The organism is Desulfococcus sp., assembly GCF_041737845.1.
GTDB lineage: Bacteria > Desulfobacterota > Desulfobacteria > Desulfobacterales > Desulfococcaceae > Desulfococcus.
Genome location: NZ_JBGSQX010000013.1, coordinates 14282 through 28850, shown reverse-complemented (window position 1 = coordinate 28850; position 14569 = coordinate 14282). Strand labels below are relative to the sequence as shown.

The 14569-nt window shown below is 58.0% G+C and carries 17 protein-coding genes; 4 read left to right on the top strand and 13 right to left on the bottom strand.

The window, feature by feature from the left end:
• Nucleotides 1-66: 66 nt before the first annotated feature.
• The 13 genes from ACEW8N_RS01385 to kdsA form a co-directional block, all read right to left on the bottom strand.
• Nucleotides 67-1290: a transposase gene (locus ACEW8N_RS01385; protein WP_373497998.1), complete on the bottom strand. Its 1224-nt coding sequence runs from the start codon at nt 1288-1290 to the stop codon at nt 67-69.
• Nucleotides 1291-1520: 230 nt separating this feature from the next.
• Nucleotides 1521-2042: a preprotein translocase subunit SecG gene (secG, locus tag ACEW8N_RS01380; RefSeq protein ID WP_373497997.1), complete on the bottom strand. Its 522-nt coding sequence runs from the start codon at nt 2040-2042 to the stop codon at nt 1521-1523.
• A 16-nt stretch (nt 2043-2058) separates the two neighbouring features.
• Complete coding sequence (gene tpiA / locus ACEW8N_RS01375) at nt 2059-2820, bottom strand: triose-phosphate isomerase (protein ID WP_373497996.1); 762 nt, start codon at nt 2818-2820, stop codon at nt 2059-2061.
• 123 nt (nt 2821-2943) lie between these two features.
• A complete protein-coding gene (locus ACEW8N_RS01370; RefSeq protein ID WP_373497995.1) occupies nt 2944-3357 on the bottom strand; it encodes a PTS sugar transporter subunit IIA in 414 nt (137 codons plus the stop codon).
• Between the two features lie 12 nt (nt 3358-3369).
• Complete coding sequence (gene rapZ, locus ACEW8N_RS01365) at nt 3370-4263, bottom strand: RNase adapter RapZ (protein ID WP_373497994.1); 894 nt, start codon at nt 4261-4263, stop codon at nt 3370-3372.
• Nucleotides 4264-4293: 30 nt separating this feature from the next.
• Complete coding sequence (locus ACEW8N_RS01360; RefSeq protein ID WP_373497993.1) at nt 4294-4752, bottom strand: PTS sugar transporter subunit IIA; 459 nt, start codon at nt 4750-4752, stop codon at nt 4294-4296.
• 119 nt (nt 4753-4871) lie between these two features.
• Nucleotides 4872-5402, bottom strand: coding sequence for a ribosome hibernation-promoting factor, HPF/YfiA family (gene hpf, locus ACEW8N_RS01355; RefSeq protein WP_373497992.1), 531 nt, complete (start codon nt 5400-5402; stop codon nt 4872-4874).
• A 12-nt stretch (nt 5403-5414) separates the two neighbouring features.
• Nucleotides 5415-6866, bottom strand: coding sequence for an RNA polymerase factor sigma-54 (gene rpoN / locus ACEW8N_RS01350; protein WP_373497991.1), 1452 nt, complete (start codon nt 6864-6866; stop codon nt 5415-5417).
• A 2-nt stretch (nt 6867-6868) separates the two neighbouring features.
• Nucleotides 6869-7591: an LPS export ABC transporter ATP-binding protein gene (lptB, locus tag ACEW8N_RS01345; RefSeq protein WP_373497990.1), complete on the bottom strand. Its 723-nt coding sequence runs from the start codon at nt 7589-7591 to the stop codon at nt 6869-6871.
• A 1-nt stretch (nt 7592) separates the two neighbouring features.
• Nucleotides 7593-8144, bottom strand: coding sequence for an LptA/OstA family protein (locus ACEW8N_RS01340; RefSeq protein WP_373497989.1), 552 nt, complete (start codon nt 8142-8144; stop codon nt 7593-7595).
• A gap of 4 nt (nt 8145-8148) precedes the next feature.
• Nucleotides 8149-8724: an LPS export ABC transporter periplasmic protein LptC gene (gene lptC / locus ACEW8N_RS01335; protein ID WP_373497988.1), complete on the bottom strand. Its 576-nt coding sequence runs from the start codon at nt 8722-8724 to the stop codon at nt 8149-8151.
• Nucleotides 8714-9292 carry a KdsC family phosphatase gene (locus tag ACEW8N_RS01330; RefSeq protein WP_373497987.1) on the bottom strand — a complete coding sequence of 193 codons (579 nt, stop codon included), beginning with the start codon at nt 9290-9292 and terminating at the stop codon, nt 8714-8716. Before ACEW8N_RS01330 ends, lptC begins: the two co-directional genes overlap by 11 nt.
• Entirely contained in the window at nt 9289-10104 is an 816-nt protein-coding gene (kdsA, locus tag ACEW8N_RS01325) for a 3-deoxy-8-phosphooctulonate synthase (protein ID WP_373497986.1), read from the bottom strand. Before kdsA ends, ACEW8N_RS01330 begins: the two co-directional genes overlap by 4 nt.
• Nucleotides 10105-10239: 135 nt before the next feature.
• On the opposite strand from kdsA, the gene ACEW8N_RS01320 reads away from it, so the two are divergent.
• The 4 genes from ACEW8N_RS01320 to recA are packed head-to-tail and all read left to right on the top strand — an operon-like array spanning nt 10240 to nt 14549.
• On the top strand, nt 10240-11616 hold the full coding sequence (locus ACEW8N_RS01320) for a M23 family metallopeptidase (RefSeq protein ID WP_373497985.1): 1377 nt from the start codon (nt 10240-10242) through the stop codon (nt 11614-11616).
• A gap of 30 nt (nt 11617-11646) precedes the next feature.
• The gene (locus tag ACEW8N_RS01315) at nt 11647-12813 is read left to right on the top strand and encodes a homocysteine biosynthesis protein (protein WP_373497984.1); all 1167 of its coding nucleotides are present in this window, start codon (nt 11647-11649) and stop codon (nt 12811-12813) included.
• A 43-nt stretch (nt 12814-12856) separates the two neighbouring features.
• Nucleotides 12857-13444: an RNA 2',3'-cyclic phosphodiesterase gene (thpR, locus tag ACEW8N_RS01310; RefSeq protein ID WP_373497983.1), complete on the top strand. Its 588-nt coding sequence runs from the start codon at nt 12857-12859 to the stop codon at nt 13442-13444.
• Between the two features lie 58 nt (nt 13445-13502).
• Nucleotides 13503-14549, top strand: coding sequence for a recombinase RecA (recA, locus tag ACEW8N_RS01305; RefSeq protein WP_373497982.1), 1047 nt, complete (start codon nt 13503-13505; stop codon nt 14547-14549).
• The last annotated feature ends 20 nt before the right edge of the window (nt 14550-14569 follow it).

Sequence of the window (14569 nt, the reverse complement as noted above, 5' to 3'; positions counted from 1 at the left end):
AACGTTTAGGATAACCGACGCCGGAAGAAAAGCACGAAATCGTTAATGGCGTGGGCCGGCGTCGGTTCATCCTCTTGTTGGACGGGCGATGGGGCTCGCTCTCGAGGGGGATAGGGAAAAGCGACTTTCGCTTTCCTGGGTCGACTGAAAGGTGGGCGAAGGGGAGACGATGGCTCCGTGCGGGAGCTGATGGGTTTTGTAGAAGCTGAAGTATTTCCAATGGCTGGAACCGCAGTTGCTGCAGACTGGCTGTGCCGGGTCCGGGGTCTTTTCGTCGATGTTGGTTTGCGGAGCTCCAGGGAGTTCCTGAATGCGGCCCTTGCGACCGGCGAGCAACCCGAAGTAGCGGATGCGTCGAAATCCTTTGGGCACGAGGTGACGGGTGAAGCAGCGCAGGAAGGTCCCTCCTTCCATGGTCATCTCCTTGATTTGCTGGCCGTCTTTGTAGTCCTTCCACTCAAAGCTCACGGTCCGCTTCTCCATATCCACCCTCTTGATGCGTTGGTTGCTGATCGCGATGCGGCTCGTGTAGCGGGCGAGATAGCGCACCACCGCCCGCGTGTTGCCCAAGGTGGCCCGGCTGAAGATGTTCCAATTGCGCTTGGCCATCTTCACGCGCCAGATCTTTCGCTGCTCAGCCGTCGTTAGCTCCTCCGGCCATCGGATTTCCGCGTTGTCCTCAAGCGCCTCCAGTCGCCGCAGAAAAATGGCTCCAAAGACCTTCGACATCAAGCGAACTGGAAACAGGTAGTTCGCTCGCGCAGCTTTCCAGCTTCCGCTTGTGCAGTCCCTGCCTCCCGCACTCACCAGGACATGCAGATGCGGATGCCAGTTAAGCGCTCGTCCCCAAGTGTGCAGCACCGCCAGAAAGCCCCCTTCCATTCCCCAGTTGTTCTTCTGGAAGAGCTTCAATGTTTCCGCCGCCGCTCCAAAGAGTTCATTCGCCGCCACTTCATAGTTCGACTCAAAAAAATCATGCAACTCCTCGGGCACCGTGAAGACGACATGGAAATGGGGACAGTCAGGCAGCCGAGCGCACACCTCCTCCGACCACGCCGCCTGCCGCGGCCCAAGACAATTCGGACAATGCCGGTCCCCACACGAACTCGCATACCATTGCTCATGATGACACTCTCCACACCTCGCCGTGTTGTACCCCAGCGTTCCATCCCGACAATGCGCGATCAAGTTCAGCGTCGAATACTGCTTCGCTTCCAGCCCCCCTGGCCAGAGATCGCGCCACTCCCGCAAAATGTCGTTTACAGTCGCCTTTATCCTGTTTCTACGCACACTGCCCGCAGCACATTACAACTCCCATTTATTCCTTCACCTCTCCCATTCTTTTATATCGCCAGATATTTCGTCCAACAGTATAATTATGTAACCGTCCTTTTGCAGGGTAAAAACGGACAGTCTGAATTTAGGGTAAAAGGTAACCTGAAAGAGGGTGGCTTCGCCTATACCAGTTCAATTCTAGAGGGAACAAGAGAGTACTCTTTTTGAGGTTTTTATAAAGATTCTCATGGAGCGCCTTCGACCGTCGCCGCGCCCTCCGCGGTAAATGCACCCGCTCGGATTTGCCCCCCACCGGATCGGTAAAGAACCCGGAGTCGCACGAGCGCGTCCCAATCGTTCCCTTTCCACGCCCGGCCCTTACCACTCCCGGGTGAGCGGAACCCCTTTTTCGGTGGGTGGCCGTGAGCCCCAACAGGGCCCAGGACGGCGTCCTCGATGCGCGCGGGATCGGGAACCGGCTCCGCGACATCCGAGGTCTGGTTGACCTCCACGTCGGTGATGACGGATCCTTCAAGGCGGTGGCCCGACATGTATGCCAGTGTCAGCGACGTGATCATGAAGATGATCGCCGCGGCGGTGGTGGCCTTGCCAAGGAATGTTGAAGCACCCGTGCTTCCGAAAAGGGTGTTGCTCGCGCCCCCGCCGAATGCCGCCCCCATGTCCTGGCCCTTGCCTGTCTGCAGCAGGACGATCATGATCAGGGCGATGCAGACGATGATATGGATCACTATCAATAATGCCGACATTGATGACTGACTTTCTTTAGTGTTGGAAATGAAGGATCCGGCTGAAGATCTCCGCATCCAGGCTCGCACCGCCCACCAGCGCGCCGTCAACATCGGGCATTTCCATCAACGCCTTTATATTGTTTGGCTTTACACTGCCACCATACTGTATTCGGATGGCGTTTGCAAGCTCATTTCCAAACATGGTTTCAATGACAGAACGCAGGAACCGGTGGACCTCCTGAGCCTGCTCACGACTGGCCGTTTTCCCGGTGCCGATGGCCCAGACAGGCTCATATGCGATCACCAAAGGCCCCAGTTCATCCGAGAGGAGGTCTTTTAAACCGTTTTGAATCTGTTTGTCAAGCACTGAAAACGTTTTTTTTGTCTCCCGCTCGTTTTCCGTTTCCCCCACGCAGAGGATCGGTGCGAGACCGTTTTCAAGCGCCGCCTTGACCTTTTTACGAACTGTTTCATCAGTCTCGCCGAAGTACTGTCGACGCTCGGAGTGTCCGATGATCACATAACGACAGCCGGCATCCCGCAGCATGACGGGAGAAGTTTCCCCGGTAAAGGCGCCTTCGGATTCCCAAAACAAATTCTGCCCGCCAAGCATGACGGTGCTCTCCCCGAGGGCGTCGTGCACGGCCGCAAGGGCCGTGAAATTCGGCGCGATCATGATGTCCACATCCGGCGCATCCGACACCCGATCCGACAGTTCCTTCGCCGTCCGAACGGCTTCACCGACGGTTTTGAACATTTTCCAGTTTCCGGCGATAAACGGTTTCCGTCCGCCCATATTGACTCTCCTCTCATGGATCCGGCGCCTTATCCGCCGCCCGGATCATCCGCCCGAACTCGCCCATATCTCTTGACCGGAGGGCCGGGTTTATTCAGTCTTGAATCCCCCCCGGGGGACGGCTCATCCCCGCTTGTTCCCCTTGAGGATACCGCTGGCCATGGAGATGCTCCGCTTGCCGAAGCTTTCGAGACATTCGGCCAATGCGCCCAGGGCCTTGTTTTCCCGCGCGTTGATCGCCTTGATGACGATCGGGAGGTTCACGCCGGATACGACCTCGACCTGGCCCTCCCTCAGAAACGCATAACTCAGGTTGGACGGCGTGCCGCCGAACATGTCCGTCAGAATCAACGTCCCCCGCTTCCGGGTGACTTCTTTGATCGCCCGGGCCACCTTTCCCCGCAGTTTATCCACATCTTCGGTGATATTGATGGAAACCGCAATCATGGCCTCCGGCCGGGAACCGACGATCATCTCGGCCGTATCGATCAAGACCTCTCCGAGCTGACCATGCGTGACAATAACAATTCCAATCATAATTTTCCTAAATCACGATGCATCCGCGGTGGCGCATGCCTCTTCATCTTTTTCAATATCGCGATGCAGCAGGTGGACCCATCTGTTCCGGGGTCTGACATGTTCAAAAATCGAGCACGCAATGGCTACGGACCGGTGTCTGCCGCCGGTGCAGCCGATGGCGATCGTCAGGTAGGCCTTCCCTTCCCTCTCATAGAGGGGAATGAGAAAATCCAGAAGATCCGTGTACTTCTCAATGAACGTCCGGGTTACATCCCGATGCAGCACATACCCCTGAACCTGGGGTGTTCTGCCGTCCAGGGGTTTCAGGTCAGGTATAAAATACGGATTGTCGATGAACCTGACATCCATCACGAGATCCGCGTCGTTCGGAACTCCATATTTAAAACCGAAGGAAAGGATATTGATTCGGAGCGGAATCTGTTTTTCCTTTTCCCGGGCCATGTCGAAAATGACGGATTTCAGCTCGTGGACCGTATACTTCGAGGTGTCGATCACCTGCCGCGCCACCCGCCTCAGGGGCGCCATTTTCTTTTTTTCAACCCGTATCCCTTCGAGAACCCCTTTGTTCCGCGCCAGGGGGTGGAACCTGCGGGTCTGGGAATACCGTCTCAGAAGGGTGTTTTCATCCGCCTCGAAGAAAATGATCTCAAAACGATATCCCTTGGGCTTCAGCGATTCAAAAACGGATTCGTACTTGTCGAGAAAATCCTTTTCACGGAGGTCCATGACAAATGCCAGCCCGGTGAATTCCTTTTTCAAGGGCAGGTTGAGAAAATCCGGCAGAAGCGACACCGGCATATTGTCGACGCAGTAAAATCCGGCGTCCTCGAAGGCCGCCAGCGCGGTGCTTTTCCCGGAACCGGAGACCCCGGTGATGATGATGATTTTCAGTTTTTCCGGCATGTCATATCCCGAACGGCCGTTGAATACGGGCTAAAACCCCACATCCTCTTCCCGGATGATCTCGATGACCGCATCCGGGGTCCCGGCATTGCGCAACCGCTGCTTCAAGAGGTCATCCTTGAGGATTCTCGATATCTGGGACAGCAGTTTAAGATGGATGTCGATCGAGTTTTCAGGCGTTACCAGCACAAAAAAAATATGGGTCGGCCGTCCGTCGATGGATTCGAAATTGACCCCTTCCCGGCTGCGCCCGAAGCCCACGAGGAGGGATTCGATGCCTTTCATTTTTCCATGGGGAATGCCGATCCCGCCGCCGATACCGGTGCTGCCCAGCCGTTCGCGCTCCATGAGAACCTTCACGAGGTCCTTCCGGGCGATGCCGGACAATGCCGACAGCGGCGCTGCCAACTCTTCAATGGCGCCTTTTTTTTCCCTGGATTTGAGATCGACGACAACCGCCTCTTTCCGCAGCACATCAAGAATTTTCATGGCACAGCTTTTTTTCCGGGAACACAGCCCGGCCCCGGGCTGCAAAGTTATGGCCCCGACCGTTTTCACAGGAGGGGGCCCTTACCGCGATTCAGATGCCGGCTTGGCATCGTTGTGTCTTATTGGGGTTGGATCAGGCCGTAATGGCCGTCATTCCGGCGATACACCACGTTGATCTGATCGGTTCGGGCGTTGGTGAAAACGATGAAGTTGTCATCGGCGAGGTCGAGCTGCATGACGGCCTCTTCGGCGTCCATGGGCTTGTATTCCAATGTCTTGACAATGATTTCAGCCTCTTCGTCCACCACCCGGGGATAGTCGAACCCCCCGGGCGCCGTATCGACCTTCGCGCCGCCGCGGCCCCTTTTCTCACGGATCTTCTGTTTGCTCTTCTTGATCTGTTTTTCGAGCTTGTCCAGGACCATGTCGATCGCCGAATACATGTCGCTGGTCTCTTCCTTGCCGTTGATCTTCAAACGGTCCCCGGAAATATTGATTTCCGCTATATGCCTGAATTTTTCGACGGAAAGAACCACATTCGCTTCCGCAGGATTGTCAAGGAACCGATCGAATCGGTCCAGTTTGTCCCGCACATACGCTTTAAGGTGATCGGAGGGATCAAAATTCTTGAAGGTAACAGATGTCTGCATAGTGGACCTCCCTTAAAATTGTTTGCGTTTGTTCGATGGAAGTATCTTTATCATCTCTCGATATTTTGCAACGGTTCTTCGCGCAATGTCGATATTCGAGGCTTCCAGAATCTTGGAAATCTTTTCGTCGCTGTAGGGTTTTCTAGGGTCCTCCCCCTCGATGATCCGCCGGATCCGCTCCTGAACGCTCGCCGACGCAACGGCATCCCCCTCCACGCGGTTGATGGAACTGTTGAAAAAATATTTCAGTTCAAAAATTCCCTGGGGAGTGAAGACATATTTGTTGGTCGTCACCCGGCTGATGGTGGACTCGTGCATCTCGATGTCTTCCGCCACGTCTTTGAGAATCAAGGGTTTCAGGTAGGCGATGCCTTTTTCGAAAAACTCTCTTTGAAACTTGAGGATGCTTTCCATCACGCGGTAAATCGTTTTTTGACGCTGCTGAATGCTCTTGATCAGCCACGCCGCCGCCCGCATCTTCTCCTGCATATACTCCTTGGCGGATCCCGCCAGCATCCCCCCTTTGCCCATGGCATTCTGGTAGAAACAATTGACGCGGAGTTTCGGCATGCCGTCATCATTCAGCACAATGATGAAGTCATCCTCCAGTTTGTACACATAGATATCGGGGTTGATGTAATGGGGCGTGTCGTCGCTGAACTCACGCCCCGGTCTTGGCTCCAGACCCTTGATGACACTGACGGCTGCGATCACATGGTCGATGCTGACCTTGAGCGCTTTGGCGATGGCCTTGTAGTTCTTGTTTTCCAGATGATTGATGTGATTTTGAATGATGGCCGTCACGACCGGGTCGTCGCAGCCATAGTGCCTCGCCTGGATCAACAGGCTTTCCTGGAGGCTCCTCGCGCACACGCCGACGGGATCGAACCCCTGAAGCAGGGCGAGGACCTTCTGGACGCGCCCCACCTCCACGCCCCCCGTCTCGGCAAGTTCCTCGACCGAAAGATCCAGAAATCCGTTCTTGTCCAGGTTTCCGATAATGAGGCTGCCGATTTTCTCCTCCTCCGGATCGGGCGAGGTCATGAGAAACTGCCACAGCAGATGGCTGCTCAGGGACTCTCTCTGGGCGATGAACGCCTCGTAGCGGGGGGCTTCCCTGTCTTCGCTCTCAAAACTCACCCTCCCGGGGGCGTTGTATTCCTCGATATAGTTGCTCCAGTCGATGTCTTCGGGAAGCTTTTCCTCGATCTTCACCTCCTGGGCCTCCGATCCCTCGGCGGATTTATCCTCCATCGGATCGCTTTCCAGAGCGTCCGCCATTCTTTCTTCGGATCGAATCTCCTCCTGGACCTCCTCCAGTGCCGGATTTTCTTCGAGTTCCTGGCGGATGGTATCCACAAGCTCCAGACGGGATAGCTGCAAAAGCCGGATCGCCATCTGCAGTTGCGGCGTCATCACCAACTGCTGCGTCAGCTTGAGCTGTTGTCTGAGTTCAATTGCCATCGCTATAACCTGAATTCATCCCCTAAATAAAACCTCCTGGCTGTTTCGCTGTCGGCAATCCTCTCCGGAGAACCGGCTTCGATCACCTCCCCGCTGTTCAGGATGTAAGCAAAATCACAAGCCCCCAGTGTTTCCCTCACATTATGATCCGAAATCAGGATACCGATGCCTTTTCCCTTGAGATGCTCAATGATTTTCTTAATGTCCATGACCGCGAGCGGATCCACTCCGGCAAAGGGCTCATCCAGAAGGATGAAGGAGGGGCGGGTGGCCAATGCCCGGCTGATCTCCAGCCTTCTTTGCTCTCCGCCGGACAGGACGCTTGCCTTCTGATCCCTCAGGCGGCTGATGCCCAGTTCTTCAAGAAGCTGATCCGTGCGGCCCTCCCGGGCTTCCCGGGTCATGGGAAGGAACTCGAGGATGGCCAGGATGTTCTGCCGGACCGTCAGCTTCCGGAAAATGGAGGTCTCCTGCGGCAGGTATCCGACGCCTCTCCGGGCCCGTTTGTACATAGGATAGTCCGTGATGTCCTCATCATCAAGATAGACCCGCCCCGCATCCGGCTGAATCAATCCCACAGCCATGTAGAACGTGGTGGTTTTTCCGGCCCCGTTCGGCCCCAAGAGGCCCACGACCTGTCCGGACTTCACCGACATGCTGGCGGAGGCGACCACGCGGCGGCCATGGTAAACCTTTACAAGGGATCGGAGAGACAACTCCGCCACCTCAGTCGAGCCCCTTCTCCCCGGGGAAGAAAAGCCCTTCAACCTTCCCTTCAAACTTGATCCGGCCGCTTTCCCGGTTGATCGAAATCTTCGATCCCGAGATCGTGCCGCTGTTGGTCTTGGTCACCTTTGCGTCAGGCCCGGAAAGCACCAGAATCCGGTCGGCGGTGGTGTAAACCGCTTCACGGCTCTCCGCCAGGGTGTCTTCAAAGGTGATCTTCACATTGCCGGTGGCGACAATCCTCTTGATGGAATCCCCGGTGGCGCCGGCGTCCCCGGACCCGGCGCCGGATGTTTTGCGGGGGCTTCCCTCATAGTATATCTTCAGGCGGTCCGACACAATGACCGTCTGACCCTGGACGGCCCTCACCCCGCCGATGAACTCGGCATATTTTTCAGCATCATTGACCACAAGGCTTTCAGAGGCGATGTGAATCTTCTCTTTCTTGGCGGAAGACCCGACCTTCGCGTCCTCGGCCCGGGCGGCGGATGGGCACACCCACATGCACCAGGTCAGGAGGACAACCAGGATTGTCCGGAAAGGCTTCTCCAAGGGGTCAGAGCTCCAGTGATTCACTCAGGGTTCCTCTGACGTTGCCCTTGAGGACGGCCTGACGCGATTTCATGTCCAGGGACGCCGAATCGGCCGTCAAATCGAAGTCCGCCCCCGAGAAGGCCACCGGAACATCCGTAGAGAGCAGATGCTCTCCATTGTCGTAATGGAGGGTCTGGGTTTTCAGCACATAATCCTGGTCCTTCACGATCACGTCCCCGCTGACGCGGATATTGTTCGAATCGGTCTGGACGGTTCCAGTTGCGGCCGTCATCACGACCTTGCCGCGGCCCTCCATGAAGAAGGTCACCGACGGCGCCGCAAACACCGCCCGGGCCTCCGCGTTGATGTATTCGCCGGAAACCGCGTCCAGACACCACTCCGTGACCCCGTTCCGGACGGCAGTCTGCCGGACGCAGGAAATCGCCATTCCCGCTCCGTCCTGGAGGGAGGGGGCAAGCCCCCTTGCTTCGTTCATCCCCCGGCGATACCCCACAAACACGGTGACGACCACGGCCAGGATGCCCAGGATGCAGCACAGCAGCATGATTCTGACATTCTTGAAGAAATTATTTTTCATTTCCGATAAACCGGTTCTTGATGTTCTCCCATTGCCCCTGGGCCTTCAGCAGGGCCTCGCACACCTCCCGGACGGCCCCCCGCCCGCCGCGCTTCACGGTCACCATGTCCGCATGGGCCAGGAGTAGGTCGTGGGCGTCGGCGACCGCCACCGAAAGCCCGACGCATCGCATCAGCGGAAGGTCCAGGAGGTCGTCCCCGACAAAGGCGATCCGATGGGCCGGAACCCCGGTCTCGTCCATGATCGCGTCCAGGGCGGCCCGTTTGTCGCCCACCCCGTCAAAGACCAGATCGATGCCGAGATTGCGGCATCGATGACGCAGCGACTGGGACGTTCGGGCGGTGACGATGCCGACCCGAATCCCAGCATCCATGGCCAGGCGTATGCCCAGGCCGTCTCTTACGCTGAAGGATTTGATCTCGTGCCCCTGCTCGGTGTAGGTGATCTTTCCGTCGGTCAGTACGCCGTCCACATCCAGAAGCAGCAGCCGGACCGCCTTGAGTTTGTCGGCGGTCGGCGGCCGGCCGTCCTCGGCCCCACCGCCGGACGCCCCGCCTGCAGGGGTCATGCGACCTCCCGGATACGCTTCAAGCTTGACAGAAGCGGCGCCAGTCCGTCGGTTTTCAGGGAGTTCGGACCATCGCACAGCGCGTGGTCCGGGTCCGGATGAACCTCGATGAAAACGCCGTCCGCACCGGCGGCCACGGCGGCTTTGGCCAGGATCGGGGCATATTCCCGCTGACCGCCCGAGGCCTTGCCCGCGCCCCCCGGCAGTTGAACGCTGTGGGTCGCGTCGAAAACGACGGGGCAGCCGGTCTCCTGCATGATCCGTATCCCGCGGAAATCCACGACGAGATTGTTATAGCCGAACATGACGCCCCGCTCGGTGATGACCACGCGATCATTGCCCGCGGACCGGATCTTGTCCACGATATTCGAAACGTCCCAGGGTGCGAGGAACTGCCCTTTTTTAACATTGATCACTTTTCCGGTCCTGGCAACCTCCAGAACCAAATCTGTCTGGCGGCAGAGAAGCGCCGGGATCTGAATGACATCCAGAACATCCGCCGCCGCCGCCACCTCCCGGATGCGATGCACGTCCGAAAGGACGGGGATGCATAGCTCCCGCTTGACGCTTTCCAGGATTCTCAAGCCTTCATCAGGCCCCGGCCCCCGGAAAGAATCGATCGAAGTCCGGTTGGCCTTGTCGTAAGAGGCCTTGAAAATAAACGGGATCCCGAGATCGGCGGTCAAGGACTTCAGGAGCGAGGCGATTTCAAACACCCGCGCCGCATCCTCGATGACGCACGGCCCGGCGATCAGGGTCAGCGGCTGTCCCCGGCCCATGATCAAATTATCGATATTTACTAAATTATTCATTTTGTTAATTTCCTCTGAGCGCTGTTTATCGTGGGTCCCGTGAAAAGTCAAGAAACGAAAAACAGGCCTTGATTACAGAGGGTTTAACTGATATTGTTAGCGTCTGTATCAACACTGCGAGAGGGGAATAATCCGTTGAAGAACAGATGGGAAGCATTCAAAAAACAAATTTTCTTCGTGGTGATCTTTCTGCTGGTGGTCGGGCTTTCGGCCGTGCTCTATTTCAAACTGGAAGGCGGCCCGCCGGCGGTCGCATTTCAGGGGTTTGACGAGGCCATCCGCGCCGATCATGAACTCCGCCTGAAGGTTTCCGACCCGAAGAGCGGCATTCGAAGCGTCAACATCACCCTGGAGAAGGACGGCAAGACCGTGGTCCTCTTCGACGAAACCTATCCCGCCATCAACTTCATCGTCGGCGGAGAGATCTTCGAAAAAGACCTGACCACCACCATCAAGCCCCAGGAGCAGGGCTTTTCCGACGGGGAGGCCACGTTTCGCCTGACCGCGCGGGACTATTCCTGGCGGAACTGGTGGCACGGCAACAAAACCATCATCGAGAAGCCCGTGCTGATCGACTTCCATCCACCGAGAATCGAGGTCATGAGCCCGCAGCACAACATCAACCAGGGCGGCGCGTGCCTGGTCGTCTACAAGCTGTCCGAGCCCTGCCCCGAACACGGGGTCCGGGTCGGGGAAAACTTTTTTCAGGGCTACCCCGTGGAAGGCGACAAGGACGGCCGCATGGCCTGCCTGTTTGCCCTCGATTACCGCCAGGGGAAAGAAACAGAGATATCCCTTGCGGCCACCGATCGGGCCGGAAACAGCGTCAAATCCGGTTTTTATCACCATATCCGGGGCAAGAAGTTCAAGAGCGATCAGATCCAGTTGTCCGAAGGGTTTCTTGCCCAGAAGATGCCGGAGTTCGACAACAGCCTCTTTACGGCAGCGGCGTCCTCGCCGATCGAGAAATTCCTGGCGATCAACCGGGAGACGCGCGTGGCCGATCACGAAAAATTCAAAGGCATCTCCAAGACCTCCGACGGGACCATGCACTGGCAGGGCACCTTCCTGAGGCTCCCCAACGCCGCCAGCAGGGCCGCCTTCGCCGATCACCGGGACTATCATTATCAGGGGAAAAGCGTCGATAACCAGGTCCACCTGGGCGTCGACCTGGCATCCCTCGCCCACTCCCCGGTTCCGGCGGCCAACGCCGGCAAAGTGGTCTTCACCGGCCCCATCGGCATCTACGGGGAAACCGTCGTCATCGATCACGGCCTCGGACTGTTCAGCGCCTATTCCCACCTGAGCGGCATTCAGGCCTTGCAGGGCCAGATGGTCAACCGGGGCGATATCATCGGGAACACGGGCACCACGGGGCTTGCCGGCGGCGACCACCTCCATTACGGCATGCTCGTGGCCGGCGTCTTTGTCAACCCGGTGGAATGGTGGGATCCGGACTGGATCAAAAACAACGTCACATCAAAAATCGAGGCCGCCAAATCGGGGGCGTGAGGCGGCGATGCGTCCTATCAGGAGTGTTTCATGAGCAAATTCAGGGTTAACAAGACCTACCAGGAGATCAACCGGAAGATCCAGGCCGGCAAAGCCGTGGTGGTCACCGCCGAAGAGATGATCGGCATCGTCAGGGCCAACGGCGCGGCAGAAGCCGCAAGCCAGGTGGACGTGGTCACCACGGGGACCTTCGCGCCCATGTGCTCTTCCGGGGCGTTCATCAACTTCGGTCACTCGGTCCCGACGATCAAGGCGTCCAAGGTATGGCTGAACAACGTCCCGGCCTACGGCGGCATCGCCGCCGTCGACTGCTATATCGGCGCCACCGAGCTGTGCGAGGACGACCCCCTGAACAAGGTCCATCCCGGCGAGTTCACTTACGGCGGGGGGCATGTCATCGAGGATCTCCTCTCCGGCCGGAAGGTCCATTTGCGGGCCACGGGCTACGGGACCACCTGTTATCCCAACACCCGCTTCGAAAAAAAAATCACGCTGGAAACCCTGCCCTACGCCGTCCTGTGCAACCCCCGAAACGGCTACCAGAACTATAACTGCGCCGTCAACGTCACCAACCGGACGGTTTACACCTATATGGGCGCGCTGAAGCCCAAAATCGGAAACGCGAATTACTGCTCGGCGGGGCAGTTGAGCCCCCTGTTCAATGATCCCTACTACAAGACCATCGGGCTGGGGACGCGAATCTTCCTGGGCGGCGGGGTGGGGTATGTCACCTGGGCCGGCACCCAGCACAATCCCCGGGTGGAGCGGACGCCCCAGGGCACCCCCATGAAGGCCGCGGGGACCCTTTTTGTCATGGGAGACATGAAGGGCATGAGCCCGGACTGGATACGGGGCGTGAGCTTTCAGGGGTATGGATGTTCGCTCGCCGTGGGCCTGGGAATTCCCATCCCCATCCTGAACGAGGAGATGGCCGGGTATACGGCGGTTTCCGATGAAGAACTCTTCACCCAGGTGATTGACTACGGATACGATTACGCCAACGGCGTCCAGAAAACCTACGGCCGGGTGAGCTACGCCGAACTGAAAAGCGGATCCATCACCGTGGATGGAGAAACGGTCCAGACCGTTCCCCTGTCGAGCATGGTCAAGGCCCGCCAGATCGCGGACATCCTCAAGGGCTGGATTCAGGAGGGAACGTTTCTTCTGGGGGAGCCTCAGTTTACGCTTCCGTCATAACATCTTCCGGTTTCAGCGGGGAACTGCGCCGGCGGGAGGCTGCATGAACGATACGGATCGCATTCGAGCCTTTGTGGCGTTCAAGATCCCCAAAGAGGTTTCAGTTCACATCCGCGGCATTCAGGCGGCGCTTTCGGCAGGGGGCGTCGCCATGCGATGGACCCCTGCCGAGAACGTTCATCTGACCCTGAAATTCCTGAGCGATATCCAGCGGATGGACGTGGAAAGGGTTTTTGAAGTCATGGAGAGCGCCGTCCGGGAGACGCTGCCCATCCGCCTCACCGCAAAAGGCATCGGCGTCTTTCCGGGCGTCCGCCGGCCGCGGGTGCTCTGGATCGGCCTGAAAGGAGACACCGCCCCCCTCATCGACCTTCAGCACCGGCTCGACGAAGGGCTGGCTGCCCTCGGATTCGCCAGGGAGCCCAGGGCGTTCAAGGCACATCTCACCGTCGGCAGGGCCCGCGGTCCGATAGATCCAAGGCGGCTCGTGACGCTCATGGAAACGGCGGGCGCCGCCGAATCTCCCCCATTCCGGTCGGATAAGCTGATCCTGTTTCAGAGCGACCTTTTTCCCTCGGGTCCGGTCTACACCGAGCTGAAAGAAGCCGCCCTCCGGGAGCAGGCCGCATAGGCAACCGATGACCGAGAGGCTCACAATGACACAAATCCAAATGTTCCAGGAGGGAAACATGAACATATCACCGGACAAGCAAAAAGCGGTGGAGTCCGCCATCACCCAGATCGAGAGGCAGTTCGGCAAGGGTTCGATCATGAAGCTGGGAAGCAAGGAGGTGCAGAACATCCCCGTCATTCCCTCGGGGTCTCTTGCCCTGGACAAGGCCCTGGGCATCGGTGGCTTCCCCAGGGGAAGGGTGATCGAAATCTTCGGCCCGGAGTCCTCGGGAAAGACGACCCTTGCGCTCCATGCCGTCGCCGAGGCCCAGAAACAGGGGGGAATCGCGGCCTTCATCGATGCCGAACACGCCCTGGATACAGCCTATGCCAAAAAGCTCGGCGTCAACTGCGACGATCTGCTGATCGCCCAGCCCGACACCGGCGAACAGGCCCTGGAGATCGTCGACATGCTGGTCCGCAGCGGCGCGGTGGACATCATGGTGATCGACTCCGTAGCGGCCCTTGTCCCCCGCGCCGAAATCGAAGGCGAGATGGGCGACGCCCACATGGGCCTTCAGGCGCGCCTGATGTCGCAAGCCCTCCGGAAACTGACCGGCATCATCGGGAAAACCATGACATCGGTGATTTTCATCAACCAGATCCGGATGAAGATCGGGGTCATGTTCGGGAATCCTGAAACCACCACCGGCGGCAACGCCTTGAAATTCTACGCTTCCCTTCGCCTCGACATCCGGCGCCTTAGCGCCATCAAGGAGGGACAGGAAGTGGTCGGCAGCCGGACCAAGGTCCGGGTGGTCAAGAACAAAATGGCGCCCCCCTTCCGCGAGGCGGAATTCGACATGACTTACGGGGAGGGCATCTCCCGGACCGGCGATCTCATCGATATGGGGGTGGAACTGGGGATCATCGAAAAGAGCGGTTCATGGTACTCCCATGACGGCGACCGCATCGGCCAGGGGCGTGAAAACGTCAAGAAGTTTCTATCCGAAAACACAGAAACATATGATATCATACAGAAAAAGGTCAGAAGCAGCCTGGGGCTGACCAAGGAGGACGCGCCTTCGACCCAGGGCGCCCCGGCCCCGAACGAGACCGAATAGGCGTCCGCAGCATGGCCGGG